The organism is Exiguobacterium sp. EA-TM-5 (genome assembly GCF_053878415.1).
Genome location: NZ_JBSRPW010000003.1, coordinates 162,864 through 184,437, shown reverse-complemented (window position 1 = coordinate 184,437; position 21,574 = coordinate 162,864). Strand labels below are relative to the sequence as shown.

The 21,574-nt window shown below is 37.0% G+C and carries 18 protein-coding genes and 3 pseudogenes; 11 read left to right on the top strand and 10 right to left on the bottom strand.

Going from position 1 to position 21,574, the window contains the following annotated elements; genetic code table 11:
* The 3 genes from ACV3PA_RS17200 to ACV3PA_RS17190 form a co-directional block, all read right to left on the bottom strand.
* Window positions 1-681 (bottom strand): ATP-binding cassette domain-containing protein, encoded by a 681-nt coding sequence (locus tag ACV3PA_RS17200; RefSeq protein ID WP_456126040.1) that lies wholly within the window; start codon window positions 679-681, stop codon window positions 1-3.
* Window positions 674-1,054 (bottom strand): GntR family transcriptional regulator, encoded by a 381-nt coding sequence (locus ACV3PA_RS17195; protein WP_456126039.1) that lies wholly within the window; start codon window positions 1,052-1,054, stop codon window positions 674-676. The genes ACV3PA_RS17200 and ACV3PA_RS17195 overlap by 8 nt, the downstream gene beginning before the upstream one ends.
* 638 nt (window positions 1,055-1,692) lie before the next feature.
* The gene (locus ACV3PA_RS17190) at window positions 1,693-2,214 is read right to left on the bottom strand and encodes a MepB family protein (protein ID WP_456126038.1); all 522 of its coding nucleotides are present in this window, start codon (window positions 2,212-2,214) and stop codon (window positions 1,693-1,695) included.
* A gap of 286 nt (window positions 2,215-2,500) precedes the next feature.
* Between ACV3PA_RS17190 and ACV3PA_RS17185 the strand changes: the two genes are divergently transcribed.
* The 8 genes and pseudogenes from ACV3PA_RS17185 to ACV3PA_RS17150 all read left to right on the top strand — a co-directional run bounded on the left by ACV3PA_RS17185 (window position 2,501) and on the right by ACV3PA_RS17150 (window position 9,890).
* Window positions 2,501-3,589 carry a GGDEF domain-containing protein gene (locus ACV3PA_RS17185; RefSeq protein WP_456126037.1) on the top strand — a complete coding sequence of 363 codons (1,089 nt, stop codon included), beginning with the start codon at window positions 2,501-2,503 and terminating at the stop codon, window positions 3,587-3,589.
* Window positions 3,590-3,779: 190 nt separating this feature from the next.
* Window positions 3,780-4,272: pseudogene (locus tag ACV3PA_RS17180) on the top strand (helix-turn-helix domain-containing protein); the annotation flags it as partial.
* 484 nt (window positions 4,273-4,756) lie between these two features.
* A complete protein-coding gene (locus ACV3PA_RS17175) occupies window positions 4,757-5,206 on the top strand; it encodes a DUF1569 domain-containing protein (protein WP_456126035.1) in 450 nt (149 codons plus the stop codon).
* Window positions 5,207-5,450: 244 nt separating this feature from the next.
* Window positions 5,451-6,380 (top strand): GAF domain-containing protein, encoded by a 930-nt coding sequence (locus tag ACV3PA_RS17170; protein WP_456126034.1) that lies wholly within the window; start codon window positions 5,451-5,453, stop codon window positions 6,378-6,380.
* 678 nt (window positions 6,381-7,058) lie between these two features.
* Window positions 7,059-7,235 (top strand): hypothetical protein, encoded by a 177-nt coding sequence (locus ACV3PA_RS17165; RefSeq protein WP_456126033.1) that lies wholly within the window; start codon window positions 7,059-7,061, stop codon window positions 7,233-7,235.
* A gap of 302 nt (window positions 7,236-7,537) precedes the next feature.
* Window positions 7,538-7,924 carry a hypothetical protein gene (locus ACV3PA_RS17160; RefSeq protein ID WP_456126032.1) on the top strand — a complete coding sequence of 129 codons (387 nt, stop codon included), beginning with the start codon at window positions 7,538-7,540 and terminating at the stop codon, window positions 7,922-7,924.
* Between the two features lie 90 nt (window positions 7,925-8,014).
* The gene (locus tag ACV3PA_RS17155; RefSeq protein ID WP_456126031.1) at window positions 8,015-8,161 is read left to right on the top strand and encodes a hypothetical protein; all 147 of its coding nucleotides are present in this window, start codon (window positions 8,015-8,017) and stop codon (window positions 8,159-8,161) included.
* A gap of 709 nt (window positions 8,162-8,870) precedes the next feature.
* Window positions 8,871-9,890 carry a tyrosine-type recombinase/integrase gene (locus ACV3PA_RS17150; RefSeq protein ID WP_456126030.1) on the top strand — a complete coding sequence of 340 codons (1,020 nt, stop codon included), beginning with the start codon at window positions 8,871-8,873 and terminating at the stop codon, window positions 9,888-9,890.
* Window positions 9,891-10,183: 293 nt separating this feature from the next.
* On the opposite strand, the pseudogene ACV3PA_RS17145 reads toward ACV3PA_RS17150, so the two are convergent.
* Window positions 10,184-10,282, bottom strand: a pseudogene (locus tag ACV3PA_RS17145) (ATP-binding protein); the annotation flags it as partial.
* Here ACV3PA_RS17145 and ACV3PA_RS17140 point away from each other — a divergent pair.
* Window positions 10,281-10,585, top strand: a pseudogene (locus ACV3PA_RS17140) (IS30 family transposase); the annotation flags it as partial. The pseudogenes ACV3PA_RS17145 and ACV3PA_RS17140 sit on opposite strands and share 2 nt — an antisense overlap.
* 281 nt (window positions 10,586-10,866) lie before the next feature.
* Here the strand turns inward: ACV3PA_RS17140 and istB are convergent.
* Both istB and istA read right to left on the bottom strand, forming a co-directional pair.
* Window positions 10,867-11,568, bottom strand: a complete 702-nt coding sequence (istB, locus tag ACV3PA_RS17135; RefSeq protein WP_341088992.1) for an IS21-like element helper ATPase IstB — start codon at window positions 11,566-11,568, stop codon at window positions 10,867-10,869.
* Between the two features lie 11 nt (window positions 11,569-11,579).
* Window positions 11,580-13,016, bottom strand: coding sequence for an IS21 family transposase (istA, locus tag ACV3PA_RS17130; RefSeq protein ID WP_456126029.1), 1,437 nt, complete (start codon window positions 13,014-13,016; stop codon window positions 11,580-11,582).
* Between the two features lie 521 nt (window positions 13,017-13,537).
* Between istA and ACV3PA_RS17125 the strand changes: the two genes are divergently transcribed.
* Window positions 13,538-13,969, top strand: a complete 432-nt coding sequence (locus tag ACV3PA_RS17125; RefSeq protein WP_456126028.1) for a hypothetical protein — start codon at window positions 13,538-13,540, stop codon at window positions 13,967-13,969.
* A 128-nt stretch (window positions 13,970-14,097) separates the two neighbouring features.
* Window positions 14,098-14,538 (top strand): transposase, encoded by a 441-nt coding sequence (locus ACV3PA_RS17120; RefSeq protein WP_456126027.1) that lies wholly within the window; start codon window positions 14,098-14,100, stop codon window positions 14,536-14,538.
* A 536-nt stretch (window positions 14,539-15,074) separates the two neighbouring features.
* Here ACV3PA_RS17120 and ACV3PA_RS17115 read toward each other — a convergent pair.
* The 4 genes from ACV3PA_RS17115 to ACV3PA_RS17100 form a co-directional block, all read right to left on the bottom strand.
* Complete coding sequence (locus ACV3PA_RS17115; RefSeq protein ID WP_456126026.1) at window positions 15,075-19,502, bottom strand: Eco57I restriction-modification methylase domain-containing protein; 4,428 nt, start codon at window positions 19,500-19,502, stop codon at window positions 15,075-15,077.
* Window positions 19,503-19,504: 2 nt separating this feature from the next.
* Complete coding sequence (locus ACV3PA_RS17110) at window positions 19,505-20,398, bottom strand: restriction endonuclease (protein ID WP_456126139.1); 894 nt, start codon at window positions 20,396-20,398, stop codon at window positions 19,505-19,507.
* Between the two features lie 403 nt (window positions 20,399-20,801).
* Window positions 20,802-21,041 (bottom strand): Tn7-like element transposition protein TnsE, encoded by a 240-nt coding sequence (locus ACV3PA_RS17105; RefSeq protein WP_456126138.1) that lies wholly within the window; start codon window positions 21,039-21,041, stop codon window positions 20,802-20,804.
* 66 nt (window positions 21,042-21,107) lie between these two features.
* On the bottom strand, window positions 21,108-21,527 hold the full coding sequence (locus ACV3PA_RS17100) for a hypothetical protein (protein ID WP_456126025.1): 420 nt from the start codon (window positions 21,525-21,527) through the stop codon (window positions 21,108-21,110).
* Window positions 21,528-21,574 lie beyond the last annotated feature (47 nt).

The following is a 21,574-nucleotide window of genomic DNA, read 5'->3' as shown; positions in this document are numbered from 1 at the left end:
TCATCGCTGGAATACCTCGCGCATCCGGTCCTGAACCGATTTACCATATAGTTCACGCATCTCCTCAGCATCATCTTCATGGATGATTTTTCCGTCTTGTAGGAAAATGACTCGATCAATCAAATGCTCGACTTCTGCAATCTCATGCGTCGTCATTAAGATGCCGCGTCCTTCCATGTAGTGACTTGAGAAAATCCAAGCAATCTGTTCCTTCGTAAAGAGATCGATACCTGCTAATGGTTCGTCTAGCAACAAGTAGGGACGATCGAGCGAGAAACCGAGTAATAAATTAACCTTCGCTTTGTTTCCCTTTGATAAGTCACTAATCTTATCCGTTGACAGGAGTTTGAAAAATGCCATCAATTCTTCTGCCGTCTTACGATTCCAATCTGGATAGAAGTCTTCCATATAAAGAATCGCATCCCCAACAGTCATATAACCAGGCATCGTTGAAAGGTCCGGCACAAATGCAATCCGCTCACGCGACATTTCCCCATCCACTACAATCGTCCCTGCGTCCAGTGGGATAAGTCCCATGATACTTTTTAAAATCGTTGACTTTCCTTCACCGTTCAAACCAATCAAACAAGTGAGTTGGTTAGGTGGTACCGTGAAGGATACACCTTGAAGTACAGGACGCTTTCGTCCGTATTTTTTATGTAAGCCGTGCACCTCAAGCATCCAACTCACCTCGCTCGTTGGTATGATACACGTTTTGAACCGTCGACATGACTTCATCAAGTGGCACTTGAATCGCTTGTACTGCCGTGACGAACTCTGCCACCGCCTCACTTAACAATTCGGAACGTACACGTTCGACGACTTGTGGGTCAGTCGTGATTCTACTTGGTACATTTCGTTCTGTCGTAATCAATTGTTGTTCCTCCATTTCCTTGTATACTTTTTGTGCCGTATTCGGGTTGATTCCTAACTCTGCAGCAAGGGCTCGTCGGGACGGAATTTCCTGTCCGCCTACAAACTCTCCAGTCGCAATCCGTTCCTTAAACCAACGAATGACCTGTAGATAGACGGGACTTCTTTGATCGAATTCCAAGTAATTCACCTCTTTATAAGCAATGTATTAAAACAATAGTACATCCAATTACTGTATCATACCTATAGTACAGCATAGAGTCAATCTTCTTTTTTAGAATTTCCAATTATCGTTTCAAAATTTCTAGCACAAGCGAGTAAATGTTCTCCGCTAGCTTTTGTAGTTCACATACTATAGATGGAATGAAAATTATTCTTACACTACTAAGATTAATTTACTCCTTGGAAGAACTGCTAAATTGCGAAATAGTGATGCGGTGTTTTCTTGTTCGTCATCTTTGCTATGATTAGAATGAAAGGAGCACGAATACATATGATGATGTTATTTTGGATCGCTTTAGTGATTTGCCTTATCGGTCTTGTCTTCACCTTAAGAATTGGTCAAAAACCTTCAGAAGAACAATATGACTATAAAACCTCAGCTAAGAACATGTCGTGGATGTACTTCATTTTTTTGCCGATCATTCTCATTTTGTTAGGATTTCTCTACTATTTCTTAAGTTAAAGCAAGTAGATAGCTACTTATACAAAAAAGAAGAGAGTGCACATTACAACAAGTGCACTCTCTTCTTGCTATCAATAAGCAAACGTGTGATCAGATTTTTACGATCAGCATCAAGTACCTAATGTTTGAACATTTTACGTTCTAGCAACATTTGAATAACGCCGAATTATCTCATCTTTCGATAGAGAATTGGGACCTTCATATTCTATAAAATAGTCTAATTGCCACTTTTGTGTTGCGATGGCTTGTTTACTTGTTGGTTGATCCCAACTCGGATAGACACGAATTGCCATTTTCCCTTTCGTTGTACCTGTCTTAAAGATTTTATGTTCCTTTAACACTTCCTTCGGAAAAACAAATTGACCAAATCGATTCGAATCAGTAAACGTATTCACAACTAACAGATCCATCGCCGTTTCCTCTGAAAATGGTTGATTTTTATTCAGTGAATCTTTTTCCCAAATCACTACAAACTGACCGAGTTTAGTGGGTGTCACTTTAGCAACTCGAAAGCGAACGGAGGTTTCCCCGATATAGAATCGTCCCGCTCCATATGTAACATTTTGCACTTCTTCGCAAATAGCATGCGGCGTCAATCCACAGGGTATGTATAGTTGTTCATTGATATGTGCTAATGCTGTCCAAAAATCGTCCATTCTTTTCTACCATCCTTTATCTTACTTAGGCATTGTTGATTTAATATCAAACATCAATCGAAAGTTGTAGACAAAACAGCTATTGCTAAAATCTTAATAGAGCGAGTAGCATTCCTACTTAAATTGAAGAACTTTCCTTTGATTGAAGGTTTCCTTAACTCATTCGAGAAGTACTTTAGAACTAGGAATAAAAAAGAAATAGATGGGTATTTATTACTTAATATGAATCATTTTTAAAAAACAATGACAGCGATAGGGAGGTTTTAGAAAGAGGGGAGACTTTATCATGATTTATTTAGCAAATGATTTAGTAGTCAATTTGGCACTCATAACATTGTTCGTACTACTCTCTCTTTTTTGCTACAAACATTTTACGATTGAGGCTCCTACTACTAGCTTCATTAAAAAGTACTTATTCGTGACCATCTTAGCACTGATTGCCTGTTATTGGGTAACCATTAACGAGATATCGTTTCGCGGGTTCACATTTGACTTCTCAATCGTACTGCTAATCATCGCTCTTTATTACGGTGGTACTAGTTATGGAATCATCACATGGTTCATCCTTTTGATGTGGCAAGCCCTTACATTGACTAGCGATGAGTTCTTCCTGTTCCCTTGGATTTTAATCACCTACACCGTCATCTTGAGTATTGTCTTACTTTTGAAGCATTTATTACGCGATGAGTTCATGACACTTCCCCTTATCATCACCTGCTGTTTACTCATCCATTTGCCACTCGTCTATATCAGTGAGAACGATGTCCATTCTTTCGCAGAAAATGCAATTCTATTTAGTTTTTACATTTCCTTAGTAGCTATCATCATCCATTCGTTTCTTTATTATGTCAAACAACACTACGGACAGGTAAGACTCCATCAAGAATTAGCATTGACGGATTCCTTGACCGGGCTTCATAATCGTCGTGCCTTAGAAGATCAAGTGGACTATTTCATGATTGCCCATCCTTCATTTACGGTCATGATGATTGACATTGACCATTTTAAGTTTGTCAACGATAAGTATGGACATGATCAAGGAGATGCGATTTTATCGCAGATCAGTGACTTACTCGGAGAGCACACCCCGCAAAATGGTGTCGTCGGTCGATACGGAGGAGAAGAGTTCATGCTCCTTCTCCCTGAAACAAATGTTTCTTATACGATTCAATTGGCAGAGGATATCCGAGCGTCTTGTGCTTCAACACGTTTTCCTATCCAACATGAAGAGTCTATCCACATTACGTTGTCAATCGGTATCGCTTCTTGTGAATCGCGGACATCCGTTAGCTTCATGGAGGTGACAAGAAGTGCAGATGCTGCTCTTTACGAAGCGAAGCGTCGGGGGCGAAATCAGGTCTTTAAATCTATATAACCGGTTTCTTCATGTTTATCTAAATTACGCTAGAATACTCCCACTTCTAAACGTCGCGGGTGAAGCCCTGGTGAAAGTGTGAGTATTCTCGCCAACCTTCCTTTCGGGTACATCATCCGAAAAGGAGGGGCACATCATGTTGAAGGATTACGCGTACAAGTTCAGAATATACCCGACGAAATAGCAAAAGATCCTGATTGTCAAGACGATCGGTTATTCGCGCTTCGTCTTCAACTATTTCTTATCGAAGTGGGAAGAGACGTACAAAGAGACAGGAAAAGGGCTCTCTTACGGCTCTTGTTCGAAAGAACTTTTGTTGTCAAAACAGGAGTTTGACTGGTTGAAAGAAGTCGATAGTACGTCCGTACAGACGAGCATCTGGCAGATGCGTATGGCCGTTTCTTCAAGAAGCAGAACGAACACGCTTCAAGTCGAAGCGAAACCCTGTCCAATCCTATAAGCAGAACATCCAAGGTACGTCTCAATTTCCGTAAGTCTCGATTTTAGACAACATGCTTAAACTCCCAAAGCTGAAGTGGTTACGTTTCGCGAACTCGAAGCAGGTAGCAGGACGAATTCTGAACGCGACGATCCGACGCACCGTCTCAGGTAAATACTTCGTTTCCCTGCTCGTAGCACAGGACATCAACGAACTGCCGAAGACGGGTGTGTCCGTCCGCATTCACCACGACCGTGATGTGAACGCAGAACTGAATCTCAAACAAGAAGCAGAACGTATCTTAGCTTCTTCAACCTCCGGGACGACGGGGGTTTCGACCGATTGGTCGGATCACTCAGGAATCTACCACCTCTAAGCAAACCGAAGGGCGGTAGTTCAGGAGTCTATCTAGATTGGGCTTTTCTATCATTACATCTATATCACTTGTTTTTCATAGTCTCAATGTAAACAATCCTAGTATTTAAATTTTAAAAGTAAAAGAATTGAATAACGAATAGAAATTCAAAAGGAAGGTTTATCATCAAAATCGATGAATAAATCTTTCTTTTTTGATTATGGTGTCCGTATGAAATAATTATTTTTTTGCGTTCAAACGCCTAATAAAACATGAAAAATATGGAAGGTGGGTATGAAATAAATGTCGAAGTACCAATACATATATCACTAACGTTCATATTCATTTTTTTATGATGCTAAGGGAGGGCTTTATGGATAATATTTTTGATGTTCAATGCACGGAAGAAATCTTAAATCGTATCGATAAATTAAATAAGAACTCTCAACCTAAGTGGGGAGAAATGGACGTCGCTCAAATGCTATCTCATTGCTCCGCCTTTCAAGACATCGCCATGGGATATTCTACTCCAACAAGAAGTTGGTTAGGTTTCGTTGTAGGAAAAGTAGCAAAGCCGATTTTTTACAATGACAAGCCGTTACCAAGGAATATGTCTACTATCCCAACTATTTTGATCGTTGATCCAAAAGAGTTTGAAAATGAGAAGAACAAACTTAAACAAAAAATTAAAATCTTCCAAATGAACGGTCCAGAAAGTTGTACGACTCATCCACATCCTTTTTTCGGAAGGCTTACTCCTGAGGAATGGGGGAAAGGAATCTTTAAACACCTTGATCATCACTTACAGCAGTTTGGTGTGTAAATCCTTTCTTTTGTCACCTCCTTTTTTTATTCAATGGAATGAGAAAAGTTTAAAGAGACTTTCATCTTTTAAATTCTAGTTGCTGCTTCATTAGGATTAATTCAAGATAACGATAAAGTTGAATTAGCTTGTAGATAAAAAAATATGCTCTAAGTTGCTCGATACTAAATCTGACCAGAGAGGTTGATCTACTAATCTATACAAGCGAGGTGCTAAAATGACTCAATCTTTTAGAGAATTGCAGATGTATAACAATTTTAATGAACTAGCAGACGATGTTTTACAATTCGCACATGAGATTTTACCTCAGCAAATGCTATATCTCTCAGCGATCGAGCAAGAGAAGCAACTCATTTTTAAAATCGCAAACAAGAAAGCTGACATTCCAATGACGGATGGGATGATTCTCGACTTGAATCACTCACTGTGTAGTTTAGTAGACTTCGAAATGAAAATGCCATTGGTGTTAGAAAACATACCCGCGGAAGAGGACCTTGCAGGATTAAATGAAGCGCTTGAACAAGCAAATGTTCGATCTTACCTCGGAATGCCAATCGTACTGACGAATGGAGAGGCTTTCGGTACACTATGCGCTATCAATGACGAAGTTAGCCTATACGAGGAAAGAAATATTGAACTATTGCAACGCATTGTCCGTCTGTTTCTTTACTATTTAGAGTTAGAACGATTTGCTTGGAAAGATGCATTGACAGGATTGTACAACCGACGTTATCTCAGCAAATATTTCGAAGACCACCCTCACCATGCAGGAGCACTCTTCTTTCTAGACTTGGACGGATTCAAACGCGTAAACGATGTTTTTGGTCATGAAGTGGGGGATCATGTCCTACAAGAAGTCGCACGACGACTTCAACAGGTTGCAGCGGAGTATTCACATGCTCATGCAGTGCGTTTAGGAGGCGATGAATTTGTTCTTCATTTCGCTCATGAAGAGGAGCGAGAAGAGTGGGAACAGTTAGCAACACGCATCTTAATAAGTCTATCTACCTGGGAATCCGCCTATAGTGTATCAACGAGTATCGGGATCTTAATGTATAGCGAAAAGAATGATCAACCTATTGAAACACTTTTACAACAAGCAGACGTTTCCTTGTATGCAGCAAAGGCTTCTGGAAAGAACACGTATCAGTTTTATAAAGCATTAAACGATTAATGAATCTCTACATCTATATGTTAATGTACTACTCATTATCTTCGGTTCGTGTCTCAATTGTTCACATAAACTGAGAATCAAGGCGGTACAGAGATTTTTCGAAGAGTTACTCTATCATGATTTTTTTGTTTTCAAATCATGTTTTATGTAAATGATTGAACGCGCATATTTCTAGGCTACTTGATGGAGTTGTGTCGATAGCAAAATCGCCTCCTCATACGAGAGGCGCTCATAGTTGAGAAAGGTCTCTTTCGTTATATCTTTGAAACGGAAGAAGAGCATACATTCTCATCCTTTGAATCAATACATCTGACTAAATGACTCTATGCTGATGAATATCAGATAAAGTACGGTACATCGAGGGCGTCGTCATCCTTGGGACAAGCAATCTCTTCACCAGAAAAGTCTTGTATCCATGTCGTACCCGTCTCGAATCATATTCCTTTCAAAGTATATCATGCACCGTAAGATTGAAACTTATCGTACATCGTACGGAACTTCTAAGATACGAGCATGGAAGAAAGGACAACCTTGCTCTTTTATTAAAACCAGTCGTCCCTGCTCACGATGAATCCTCTCGACCAGATAACCTTATTTCATTGATAGATTGATCATAACTTTCCATATTCGGATATCAATTATGATGTAATTAAACTATGGAACACAAGGGGGACTATTATGAAAAAACTTCAGAATACAGATAAAATCCTCAGACGGCTGCCCAGTTTCTTGGCTGCCTCCGCAGCAGAAGGTTTACCCATCGAGGAGGATCTAGTCATGAAGATCGAGGAGATGCTTGCAGCAGGTCTCGATCCTACGGAAGAAATCGAAAGAGGAGTACGCCATTTACGATAGTTCGTCGGCGAGGTGCTATCCAACATTAAGAACTGATATACGTTCAAAATTAACATTGGAGTCGGTCAACCGAATTCTTAGAGCGTTGAACAACGATTGTGAACAATGTATTTTTAGGAACGGCAATCATCGATCAAATATAAGGAGGAACACGCTAATCATGTTCGAGAAGTCTATGGAGCTCATCAAAGTTGTCTCGCTCATCATGATCGTGATCAGCACGATGTACATCTGACCTGGGGGTATTTTTATTTAAGGTAGGATTTTTTTAATAGTAAGACATATTTTCGGAGGTGTTCCCGTTGAAAAATAAGTATTCCTTTTTATTTTTTGTTTTAGTAATTTTTTTAGTCGGATGTAGTGATTACGATCAAGATGGCATTACACAAAGTGAAAAAGCAAAAAAGAAATATGATAATGCTATAAATCAAGTAATAAATGATGAAAATGAGTATTTGAACAAAAAAAGTAAACATATAGATATTAAAAGGAATAGGGATAAGACGGGTGTAATCGTTTATGAAGATGTAAACTTAATCGAAGTTCACTATAGTCAATTTGAAAAAAGAAAATATGCTTTATATGAAAAAGAAGATGGGAAATACGTTAGAAGATCATATACAGAAAAATTAAAAAATAGAATTGATTCTTCAAAAGAAAAATATATTGAAAATGTAGGTATAAAATAACTTTTTAAACGTTATCACCCGAACATAAACGACGACCTTGCTGTAACACTATGTATGGCAATGACCGAAAATCAAAAAGGAGTCTGATACATGAATCTCTTATCGAGTGAACTCTTCGGAACACCCGAAGTCGTCCTCTCATTAAACGCGATCGAGCAGAGTGGATCCCTCTTATCGAGATTAAACAATCGGAATGAGACTTTGTATACCATACTCGACATCAACGATTCGACCTGACTCTATAGAATGGACTTTGAATGATCTCATCTGAAGCGTGGAACGATCGATTCATCTAAAAAAGGATTGACGATTTTCTCCATCCTAAAGAGGGGGATGTATATCTTTCTAAAGTAGGGGGTGAAACTTACGACGTAAAGAACGTGTCTCGTATCAGTCACTTCGGCAAGCGGTACATGACACCGGTACGATTTTTCGAGCCCCCTCCCCGCTCATCGTCATCCTTAATATATGGGCGGCAATCTGTCGATCGGCCGCGTACCTCCTACCTGTCTTATAGGTGGCCGACATGTAGATGACGGTTCATCCACGGCTTTAAAGCACAATAACTCGCTATATCTCACTAAAAGAAGAATACTATTATTTATGAGACGTCAGCGTTTCAGCAGCATCTACGGGCTGGTGGATGGGATCGTACTCGCATTCCATTTCTCCCCCACCGTCATCTTCGCAATAATTGAGTTATGTCAACCCAAAACCCTATTTCAATTTACTTGTGATAATTACCTATTATCACAAGTAGTTATTTGTTATAATAAATACACAGATAATATGTAATACAAATATGTATTGCATTAATACATGTTTTATACATATGTATATCAACCATAATTTAATGTAATACAAAAATAATTGATAGTTTACTTAGCAAATGAACAAAAAGGCGTCAAAAGAGGAAGCGTTGAGCAGAGAAATCGGAGGAAGGATCATGAACGAAAAAGGAATGAACGAAGTCACGATCAGAGAAGAAGCAGCACTGGCATTTGCTGATAGCCGGGAAAAGTTGCTCGCGGTACTGAAGAATGATCATTTGAACATGGAGGCATTGAGTGATCTTGAAATCTTCGAACTGTTTTGGGCAACGGAGTTATTTCCGATTTATAGTCAAAAAAGCCCGCATACGAAGCGGGCCTACAAACAAGATCTCGATTATATTCTCCGGTTCTTTGTGACGAAGACCGAAGGAGTCAAGCAGCTGACGATCCTCGACCTACACGAGTATCAAAAGGACGTCCACGACCAGTATGCTCCGCGGACCGTCAAGCGGCGTAATGCCATGTTGCGGCGTTTCCTGCGCTTTCTACACGTTAATGATTATCACGCGCGTGATCTGTCAGTACAGGTGAAGGACCAGATGAAGCCGGAGCCGCTCCGTCGCGAGATCGATTTCGATGAGATGGAAGCGATCGCTCTCGCCTTCCGTCACACGGTAAAACAGAAAAAGCATCGCGAGCTTTTGCAGCTGCGGAATGAGACAATGGGCTATCTATTGTTGACGACAGGGATGCGTGCCAGTGAATTACTAGCACTGCAATTCAGCCAGGTTCAAGAGCACTCTACTAATAACTATATTGAATTTAAGGGGAAGCGTGGTAAGTGGCGACGCATCCCCTTATCCCAAAAATCAATCCATCTCATCGATCGGCTAAAGAAATTAATGCAAATTGAAGGAGTAATGAATCCTTATATTTGTTTTAATATTCGTTCTAAAGATTCTTCTATCTCGTACGAAGCATTAAGACTTATTGCCCAGTTATCCTCAACACAATTGACATCACAAAAAAATTCACCGCACTGGTTTCGACGTTCTTTTATCACAAAGCTGTTATCGAATGGTATTCCTTTATATGAAGTCATGAACCTTTCCGGTCACGAATCTATCACCACTACGAATGCGTATCTTCAACAGTTAAAAAAAGCTGACGTTAAAGCATTACCATACGATTGAAGTTTTGAAAACTGTACAGATTTATTTTAATGTAATGCAATCAATCCCAGTCCTCTTTTATCAGCATTCTTTGAAACACTGTTGATAAAAATAGGTATGAGCAAATATTGAAAAAAGATATTAATATAACCAATTGAACCAAGTTGTAATAGCTGATAGTCGAATACACCTTCATAACATGTATTATAAAAAAATTATCTTTAGGTTCATAATTCGCTCAATGCTTGCATATGTTCAAACTAAGTCTGCTACCGAATACGTAATTCAATCAAGAATTTGCACATACCACAAAATTAACTCCATAAATCAGTAAGAACAACATCATCACTATTAGGTCTTAGATTTATTTCTTTAGGTATTTTAACAAACACAGGAACTTGCATCGAACTCCCATCGGGGACGTTCTTAACCATGACGACGGACCGGGGTAAGGAGTTCAGCTGTCATGAAAGGATAAGGGATTTCCTGGGAATCCTGATGTACTTCGCGGATCCCTATTCTTCATGGAAACGTGGCACCAACGAGAATTACAATGGTCTTCTCTGTGGGTCCTTCTCAAAGGGAAGCAACTTCGGAATGATCAACAAGACAGAATTAGATCACGCACTTTCTAGAATCAACAATCGACTAAGAAATGTTTGGATTGGAAAACTGCTTTCGAGTTTTTTTCCGAAGAAGTGTTGCGTTTAATTTGATAAACAGTCATAAAAAAAATAAATGAAGAAGCACAATTAATAGCTATGCTTCTTCATTTATTTTTTTAGGACAATAGATATATTTGATGATTAATCGTTACATCTAATTTTTTCTTTCGACCAAGTTAAGAATGTGGTTTCAGTTGATTTAGCTTTATACATTGTTACAACACCGGATGTCGGAGATACTTTATAAAATGCCATTGAGCCATCAGGCTTTGTATTTTGCAATAGGTTTGTGCAGTGAATTGCAGAAAAAAGTACAGAACTTTGCCAGGCATTCAATTTCTTGATAATGCGTGAGTGACACGATAACTGTCACCCGTGAAGGTTAAAATGTGCGCATGATGGATCACGCGATCGACGAGTGCTGACGTCAATCTTGGATCTGCGAAAACACGATTCCATTGACTGAATTCTAGATTTGAAGTGATGATGATGCTTTTCTTTTCGTACCAGTCTGTTATGAGATGGAAAAGGAGCTCTGCTGACTCTTTGGATAATGGAAGATAGCCCATTTCATCTAAGACGATCAGGTCCGCAGAATCGAGACGTGCGTGGAAGCTACTCAGCTTTCCATCACGCCATGCTTTGGTGAGTTGCTCTACGAGCTCCGAAACACGAAAAAACCGCACCTCCTTTCCTTTACGACAGGCTTCCCGTCCTAAACCAATCGCAAGATGTGTCTTCCCAGTGCCAGGGGCACCTGTGAGCACCACGTTTTGTTGATGATCGATGAAAGAGAGCGACATTAATTCTTCTTTCTTGAGATGACGGGGAAAGTAAATGTTGTCATGCCAACGATAGTCTTCGAGCGATTTGTTATTGATGAACTTTGCTTTTTTTATAAGTCGCTCTGCCTTCGCTTCTTCACGAAGCCTCATCTCCATTTCAAAAAGTGTCAGGAGAAACGTCTCGGACGATTCCATCGGAATCGTTTCGTAAATTTCAGCGACGTAAGCGAGCCGAAGGGATTTGCACATCTCTTTTAGATTCACGACTGCACCTCACTCTGCCACGGTCGATTCAAACTGTCATACTTGCTCCAGTCGACATCGTAGGGGTGCTCTTCGATGTCAGAATAGGCATCGCTTTGGCTCAGTAGCTCATACAATCGTTCATCGATTTCAGTGATGGAATGCAGGACTAATCTAGAACGTAGCCATCCCAGTCTTTCTCTACGTATCATCAGATTTTGGATGTTCAGATACTCTCGAATTCGTCCAGGGAGGTACTCCGCGTGACGTGAATGACCATAACTACGTGGCTTTTTGTACCATTCGTTGAGAATGCTTTCCCAAGGTAACGCCCGTTTCGTCATCATATAAGGTCGTTTTTCTTCGTACAGGATTTCTCCATGACGAGAAATGATTTTCATATCGTCCCATTTTAGGATTGCTCTCACTTGTCCATGTCGGAAACCCGATGGAACGAGAATCTTTGTTTGATCGATGGTCACTTCTCCATATTTGTTCACCTTCAAGAGTTCCTCTCTAAACACTGGAAAATCTTCTTCCGGCAGTCGAAGGAGGTGCTTCTGCTCTTCCACAACGAGATCTTTGATCCGTACTTTCTTTTCGTAATGGATACGTTCCATGTCATCCCTGAGGGATGATGCGAGGCGCCGATTCAACGACTCGAAGTCATTCATGATAGGAGAAGGAACCAGGAAGTTGTAACGGACATATCCGACCTTGTTTTCGACGCTTCCTTTCTCATTCCCACTGTACGGATTACAGCTTTGAACCTGGAAACCATAGTGCGCCACGAATTGCTGAAAGGCATCCGTATAAATGGCTTCTTCTTTTGTTGTCCGTACTTTAGCGACAGCTGCCGGGAGATTGTCGATTCGTAATTGTTGCGGCACGCCTCCGATTTCTTCGAACAGTCTCTTCAATCCGATCAGGAAACATTCCTGGTTCTCTGCTGGTAATGCAACCGCAGCTGTTCGATTGCTATATGGCATGGATAGGATCAAGCAATGCACATCGACCGCATGACTATCCTTCACGACTTCCATGACACCAAAATCTACTTGTGCTTCTCCGGGAGGGTGGGCCAATCGTTCGAATCGACTATCGTTTTCTAAATCGCGACCTAGTCGCCATTCTTTTATAAATTGACAGACGGTCCGGTAGGACCCTTCAAATCCATATGTACATAAGGTCTCATATAGTTTTTTATTGGTTCGCCGTTGTTTCTTTTTCATCATCGCATCTTCCTGTAGCCAGTCCTCAATCATCTCGCCCCAACGGGTGCCATACATCATGCCTCGCTTGGAAGAAGAACTTTCTTTTGGTAGAAAAGACTCATCGGCATATTTTTTAGCAGTTCGCCAGTTCAGGTTAAGATCTTTCGCGATTTTATTGATGAAATAGGATTTATGGTTCCTTAAAAATTTGATACAATTGATTTCGGACATTGTTAGCATTCCTTTCATCTCCTTAACGTTCTTATTTCGCAACTTAAACGTTAGGATGAAGTTGTGGGTGCTGGCAAGTCCTTTTCTTTTTTCGCAAAAGGAGTGCAGAACTGTGTACGTTTCCGTCGCACAAGTCTGCACTCCTATTCTGCATTACACAAGGCTTAGGTGATTTTTGAACTTTTACTCCTGGAAGTATAGAACTAAAATCACGTGAAGCTTGAGCGGAATCAGCATTTTTTACGTAATTTTTGAAACCTTTTCTACTAGTTTCAGTAAGTCGAGCAGTGCTTCTAACTGCTCCCCAACCTATTGGAGTTGTTTTGCGCAAAAAATCTCAACACCTGGTTCTTCCATATTGAAAGAATCATTAATATCTATTCTATCAAAGTCCGAAACAATTTCTTCTTTTTCGGAAAAAGGTCTACATGATGCCTGAACAGGCTCATCTGAAAAAGAGAGATTGAAGAAAAAGAAAAATGTTAAACAAAATACATGAATTTTCTAATTATATAAAAGGAGGTTTTTTGTTGAACAACATTAATCTTGAATTCTTACTTAGTGTTGAAGACTACGAATTAGAATTGGATACAATGTCTTTAAAAGGCAATGACCATTATGCCATTGATCTATATTTTTATGGAGCTGAAGATGCATCAAAATTAATAATAGGTGATTCATCACGCGATTATTTTTTAATGTGTTTCGAAAAGTATTCTGTGTTTATGGGAACTCTTCAAGAGCATGGAATCATTGAAGAAGGACTCAGGAATCCCTATCCAGTCGTAAAACTAAAAGAGTCGGTTTTTGGTGAGTTCACTGAGAAGCATATGAAAACAAAAGAAATTTACACCGAACGTGGTGAACTACATTTATTTGTTATCAGGACGCATAACCAAGAGTTTTATATTCTTTCTTATAGTGATCCGATGGTCATAAACAATATGGCTAAGAGCGAGTAAAAAATTTGTGAAAACGGTCGATTTCGACCGTTTTTTCGTTCTTGGCTTGCTATTAACGTCATCGTTGAGAGGAATTGTCATTTTACGCAAGCATATAAAAAAGTAGAAAAGAAGAAGGAGGACTTTCTATGATGGGTAAAAGAGATCACCATCATCGCTCAGAGAATGTCACCATCACATTGGAACAATTGGTCCCGCAGGACCATCTCTTCCGAAAAATAGATGCAGTCATCGATGTCGATTTCATTTATAGTGCCGTAGAGAACTTGTATAGCGAAAACACAGGCAGACCAAGTGTCGATCCCGTTCTGTTAATCAAAATGGCGATTCTTCAATATTTATTTGGTATTCCATCTATGCGGCGTACCATCAAAGAGATTGAAACCAACGTGGCATATCGTTGGTTTTTAGGTCTTGGTCTGGATGAGAAGGTGCCGCACTTCTCTACGTTCGGCAAAAACTATGACCGGCGTTTTCAGGATACAGATGTCTTTGAGAGTATTTTTTTATCAGGTCCTCACGCAAGGAGTCGAAGTCGGATTCGTAGACCCATTGGTCCTCTTCATTGACTCCACCCAAATCAAAGCAAACGCGAACAAACGGAAGTATAAGAAGAAGTTCGTTCGACGCGCCGCACAACAGTACAAAGAAGAACTAGACCAAGAAGTCAACGAGGAGTGGATTTTGCATGGAAAAAAGCCTTTCACCAAAGCTGAAGAATACGAGACGAAGGAGAGTACGACAGAGTTGTTGGTTTGGAATAAAGTTTGATTAAAAGTGTTCTGCAAACGTTGATTTTATAATAGAAGAAACCCATGTATTTTGAACAAAGATTAATCAAAATTCGTAGGTTTGGTTTTGAACTGGATTTTGTTTTTATAAAAAAGATTGATTAAAACTAAATAGCTATTTCAACCTCTTCGGAAATCAAGCGTTGTACAATGCTATTATGAATAATAGCTACAAATGTTTTTAGGCTCATATTACCATTATAAGCGTTTGTAAATTTATATCATTAATTATAAGCGTTTATTAGCAGTATAATACATTTATAAAACAAAAAAGACACCTAAAATCAGGTGTCCTTAAAGTATAGATTTAGAAACTAAATCATTGGTTTAATTTTACTTTCAATGTACTCAATTTCTTGAGAAGTTAAATTGTATTTAGCATATAATTGCTGATCAATTTCTGATATAGGAAGAGACCAATCAATTTCTGTTGAATCATCGAATTTTTCTAATGGTACAAAGCGATAAGTATTTCTTGTACCATGTTGACTACTTTTTGCTAAACTATGCAAATATCTAGAAAACTTACACTTTAGATATTTAACAATATTTCTTGCTGAATTAACAGTTAAATTTAGGTTAGCACCAATTACCAAATAAGTTTCAGTACAAATAGTTCCTTTTTCTGCTATAAGAGTATTTAAGTTATCGTCATTCAATTCTGTTCCAATGTTATTAGAATATGGTGTTAAAACTTTAATCTGATCTATCCATTCAGAATTTTTATTAATACTATTTTTTTCGATATAACCTATGATTCCTTTATTAGCAAAACACTTAATTGGAACTGTTAAGCCCTTCATAGAAGATTTAAAATTCGAACTTTTAGTGTAATTTGTTGCAAATCCGAATGGATTTCGAGCTGAAATATAATCCATTAGACTCTCTTTATTTATATCTAAAATTTTATCTAAAATTGTTAGTGATTTAGAGTCACGCACAAAAATATTAGAATCTTTAAATTTTAAAGGTCTAAATACATCAATAATAGCTTGGTTACCTTCATATGTTATTACACGAGTTTCATTTAAAGAATTATCATATTTTTTATCCCATAGAAAATATGATACTCCCCCTCGAATGTTCGTATTAGGAAATATATCCTCAGGAGTTAACCAGTCATGTAGTTCTTTTAAACATATGTCATTTAACATCTCTTCTCTAAAATCATCTAATCCTTTTCCACCAACATACCAACGACTTGGCATAATCATTGAAATATAATTTGGATTCATAGATTTAGCTGTACGTACAAAATATTGATAAATAGGCGCTGCACTTGATTGTGCACCTCCATCTTTTTCTTGATAAGGTGGGTTTCCGATAATTGCATCAAATCTCATATTCTTATCTCCAAATTCATTAAGTATTACTTCTTTCGTTTCCAATAAATTATCCTTAATTCTATTTGTTAAATCTTCAATATAAACTAAATTCTTTTCAAATTTTTCATTTATTTCATAGCCATTTAACGTCCTATAAGTGATAGTTCTTGCCATAGGGGTTTTATTTAGTGCGAAAATATTATTTTCCAATACTTCTTGCCACAACGCTTTATCTTTTTGGATATAATCTGTTTTACTCCAGTTTATATTCTCTTGTAAATAGCGACGTTGATAAATATTAAATGCCATATACAATGGATAAAGACCTGTTTTACTATTAATCTCTAAAATCCTTGTCTCTTTATCAAAGATTTCATTAGTAATTTCCCCATTATCAATATATCTAAAAGAAGCATTATCAAGAGCTTCTCTATACGTTTCATCGAAAAAGTTGTATCCACCTATAGTTTTACCTAATTGAAGATTAACCACTCTCCATGGTGTTAAAACTGTCTCTTTATCAGGGTTTTTAAATCCTGAAAAAATAGACGTTATTTTTTCTATTCTATCTTGATAACTTAAATTATTCGCAGACACTGCTGCTTGACGAATACGGTGCCCCGCCTCTATAAAAATCTCAGGATCATAGAATTTTTTGAATTTCATAAAATCAAACTTACTAATACCTTTAGGCATAAATTCTTCCCATGAAACATCATCAACTTGTTTTATAAAATCCTCTAGCGTAATATCCTTATCTAAGTCTAAATTCATACCATAAATCATTAATGGAATCCTGATAGATATACCACGTAGAATAGAAATCATATTATTACGTTCTTTACGCAGTTTTTGTTCTGCCTCTATTGCAGCTTGTTCTTCTGGAGTGCGTTCTTTCTTAGGCTTTTTCTTTCCCCTTTTTACTTTTTCTCGTTCTTGCTCATTTAAACCTGTTGTATTTACATCAATTTTTTTTGTAGCTTTGGTTTGTTGTGTTTTTCCTAATTTGCCACTCAAGTCGTTAAACAAATTTATATCTTCCTGAGTAACTTCCCATAACTCATCATTATAAATAGACGCATCATCAAATCCAGATAAAACAGCTCTTTCAGCATATGCTTTCTTTAATTGACGCATCATTTTATCGACTGAGAAAGTTTTCATTTCATTACCTGATTGTTCAATAACAGGCAAGAAATTCAAGAGTGTACCTAATTTATCTCGTTGGTCATTCGTATTTAAAACACCTGCTTTAGGTGACATTGATACGGATTTTGCTAATATATTTAATGCTCTATCTGGAGCAAAATCAAAAATATAGGCTTTTTTCTTCATACCTAGAATTTCATCGGAAAATGGTGTTTGTGCACGAAAAGCTGCTTGAAGATAATTTTGCGCACTCGTAGTATTGTTTAAAAATACTACGCCATTTAAAGCAGGAATATTTACACCTGTTGTTAATTTCCTAACTGTTAGAATAATTGTTTTTGTTGCTGATGGTCTGTCTGTAATCACTTTACGGACACGTACCAAATCTTTATCATTTTCACCAGCAATTTCATTATCATTGTCATTTACAATATTAACTACAGAATATTCACTAAAAACAGCGTGATGGTCTAGCAATTCTTTCAATGCTCTAGCTGATGCTCTACTTGGAAGCAACCAAAGTGTATGTCGAATACTTTCTCTAAATTCTTCAGTCGAAAAAGGATAATTGGTCTTTCCGTCTGTTGAAATTTGATCAAGCCATTTAATAATCGACGATTCATGTACAAATTTCCCACTATTATCTTCTACTTTAAAAAACTCCGCGAAATCAAAATATTTATCGCTATTTTCATATTGTTTATCCACTGCCATTTGGAATGTGTACATTTCTACTTCAGGTAATGCTTCATATGGATTAACCTTTTCTGGGTTCTCTAGTGAAAAGCGAATTTTAGCTTGTTGCTCCATAATATAATCCCAAGTGAATACTTGTTCTTCACTAAATTCATCAAGGATATTAAAAGGCGTACCTGATAATTCCAACATTTTAGTTTCTGTTTTCATAAGACTTTCATAAAGTCTATCACCACGATCTGTTTGTGTACCTTCATGTGCTTCATCAACGACAATTAAATCCCAATTTATTTCAAAAAACTCACTATTTTTTTCGTGTTTACCTCCTACTTCAATTGCACCACGTAAATCTTGTATAGACACAAAATAAATAAAAGGTGTTTTACCATTAGCCAATTTTCTTAAGTCTTTTTCACCTTTTATTTTCGAAGCATATTCATATCCTTCTTTAGCCATTTCTATTTTCTTAAAATCCTCAAACCAGGAATCTGAAACAACTGGTCGATGGGTCATTACTAAAACTTTTTCATACTTGTTCCTTTTAATTAACTCATAAGTAGAAAGCGTTTTACCAAAACGCATTTTAGCATTCCAAAGTACCTTGTTATGTTTTTTGAATGCTTTAGTTGCTTGATTTATAGCTGCTGTTTGTTCAGAACGCAAATTAATTTTAGGTAAATCGATATCATTTTTACTATTAATAGAACTTCTACCTTCTTTTACAGCTTTTATAGCAACTTTTGCAGTTTCTAAATCTACTTCAAACCACTCTGTACCATCTAACTTTTCAGAACGTTTATAACCAGAACGCAACAATACCTCATGAACATCTTTGTCGCTAAACCAACGTTTAGATTCCTTAATCCAAGCTAGCTCTGCCCAACTAATTTTTGCCGGAACTCCGGATGTTTTCATATAACTATTAATTCTTTTTTTCGTTACTGACTGTAAAAAATCACTATTTGGCGACCAATTTTCCTCTTGATCCTCTTCAGGAGCTGTTGTTTCACCAATTTTTTCATTACCTTCATACACTGACCAATTGCCACTATTATTGTCAGCTGTTTGTACATAAATTATTTTACGTTCTCTATTATTTTTGAACCTTGATACTACAGTCGGTTCAACAAATTCACTTCTAATAATTTTAATATCATTCTGTGTAGTAATATACCAATGTAAAATTATTCTTAATTGATTTAAAGCTTTATAAGCTAATTCTTCATCATCCACTACACTATGAGCGCCCAGGTTCCCGCTACTTTTTATGTCATAAAAAAGATCAATAATTGCTGATGGAATATCATATTTTTTAGATTTAATGATCGATAATTTATCATTAAATGTTGCTCTATTCGGTACAAAATCATAATTCAAATCAATTATTAAGCTTGTCAACGAGTCTACTATTTTTCTAACATTCACTAATGTATTATCAAAAGCTTTTAAAGCAAAATCTAATTCTGCTTGTGTAGCTGTTTTATAGAATTCTGTTAAATCACTATCTAATTTCATAAATTCAAAGTTGGATTTCTTTAATTGAATATCAAATCTTTCAAGTGTTTCACTCACAGTCAAATAGCCCCTTTATCAAAATACTCCATTTTATTTGTTTCCCAATTCATTATTTTTACTCTTTTACCTGGAATAATTTTAAAATCTTCCACTTCTTCATTAACTTCTTCGAATATAAAATCAAAGCTCATTTGAACTTCTTTTGATTTTTCTCTTTTTTCTGACAATGGTAAAATATAATACAATCCAGAATTTTTCATTGGAACACCCTGTTTTTTCGCTATCCCATCCATTTGAAAAACATTGTAACTTATAATCACAGCAATTTTCTTAAATTCCTCATATAAAGGTTCTTGTTGCCACTTTTCAACATAATAATCTCGATATGTGTATAAAAGATTTTCTCGAGCCAACAATAACGAGTCACCATTCCACTCAAAACCGTAACTTGCTTGATAAGCTAATTCAACTAAACGTTGCCATTCAGCTTTATCAGCAATCTTAGTATTAATTCTTGTTAATTTTCGATCGACAAAGCCCACCCGTTTATTTAGAGATATCGATTCACCTGTAACAGTATCATAACGAGTTGCCATATATGGGCCTTCTCCACATGTTATCTCAAGCCATGTACGTTTTACATATGTTTCTAAATCGTCTTCTAAATATTCTTTATCTACTAGATCATTTTGTTTTTTTACAATCCAAATAGGTGTGAATACTTCCGCACTCGATTTTGTTCTCTCTTTTTGAAGTTTTTGAGTTTTTAAAACACGGGGCATAATTAATTGACCATTTCTCCCAGTCACTAATTCAGGTTTTATTTGTGCAGTTGGTCCATAAATTTCACGTTCCCTATTCACATAATTTTCGTTAGCCCAAATAATATTTTTTATAGTTTTTTCCGTCGTTAAAGTTCGATCGATTAATAATATATCTAAAATCTCTGGCATTTTTTCACGTATACTATTTTCAGATATATCTGCAGATTTTAAACTTCTATTTATTTCATTTCCAAATAATGATAGTCGATTTTCGTTTGACCTATTATTTTGCACAGCTACCTTCCTTCCGAAGCTCTTTTAATCAAGCACGTATTAATTCTCAAAATGAAGTTTTAATTAATTTTATTATATCATAATAGATTTTAAATTAATTTATCAAAACCCCCTCTCTGAACCTCTACATTTGACTCTTTTGCTCCAACATTTCCAAAAACGACTCAATCACCTAGCACCGATAGAATATCGACACCAGATGGCTACTTAGTCTTTTTATAGCTATCTACTTGACAGGGGTAAGTCCCACATTTAATTAATAATAAAGGTTAGTTATTTCAAATAACAAGATTGCATATTACATCATTTTATTAACCAACAACTTCGCCCTATGTTTATATCCCTTTTTACTATGTTTTGCTTTTTGTATGATTACATTGTTTCGTTCTAAACTTTCAAGCGATTCTTTCACCCATGTCCCACTATTATTCACTAGATTTAATAACAAACCTTCAATCAACTGATTCCAATTAAATGATTTGGTAGAAGAAAAAATCAGCATAGAAAGTGCGCGATTTTCTCTTTCTATTTCTAAGATTTTAAATTCTTTTTCATTAAATAAACTAACTGTCGCTACTGCATATTGGCGTGCTGTTACGCCATCCTATAAATAACTAAACTTTCTATTTTCCTCGGGGGTTAGTAGCGAACCTAATTGTATATTAATGGACCTTACTTCTTTATAATCCTCTAATTCCTGAAGAACATGTACAAATTCACCCAATTCTCTTTCTGCCTGGACTTGCTGCAAAGATTGATGTTCAATCCCTCTCGCTAGACGATTACCACCTGTATCTGAGGCTGAACGAATTCCTGAATCTTTAAATGTATATCGTTTCGTGCTTTCATCTTCATATGTTCGTTGCTTTGTTGATTTATCTTGAACCTTTACAATACTTGGCGATTCAGTGTATTTATGAACTTGTTTATTCATTTCAATTAATTCAAAATCCTCTGTTGTACCTTCTACCGTTTCATCTATTATCTTTTCCCTTTCTTCAGTAGATGATTTTAATTCACGCATCGTAATGAAGTGAGTTTTACAACCGCTTTAATTGAAATTGGTTGTCG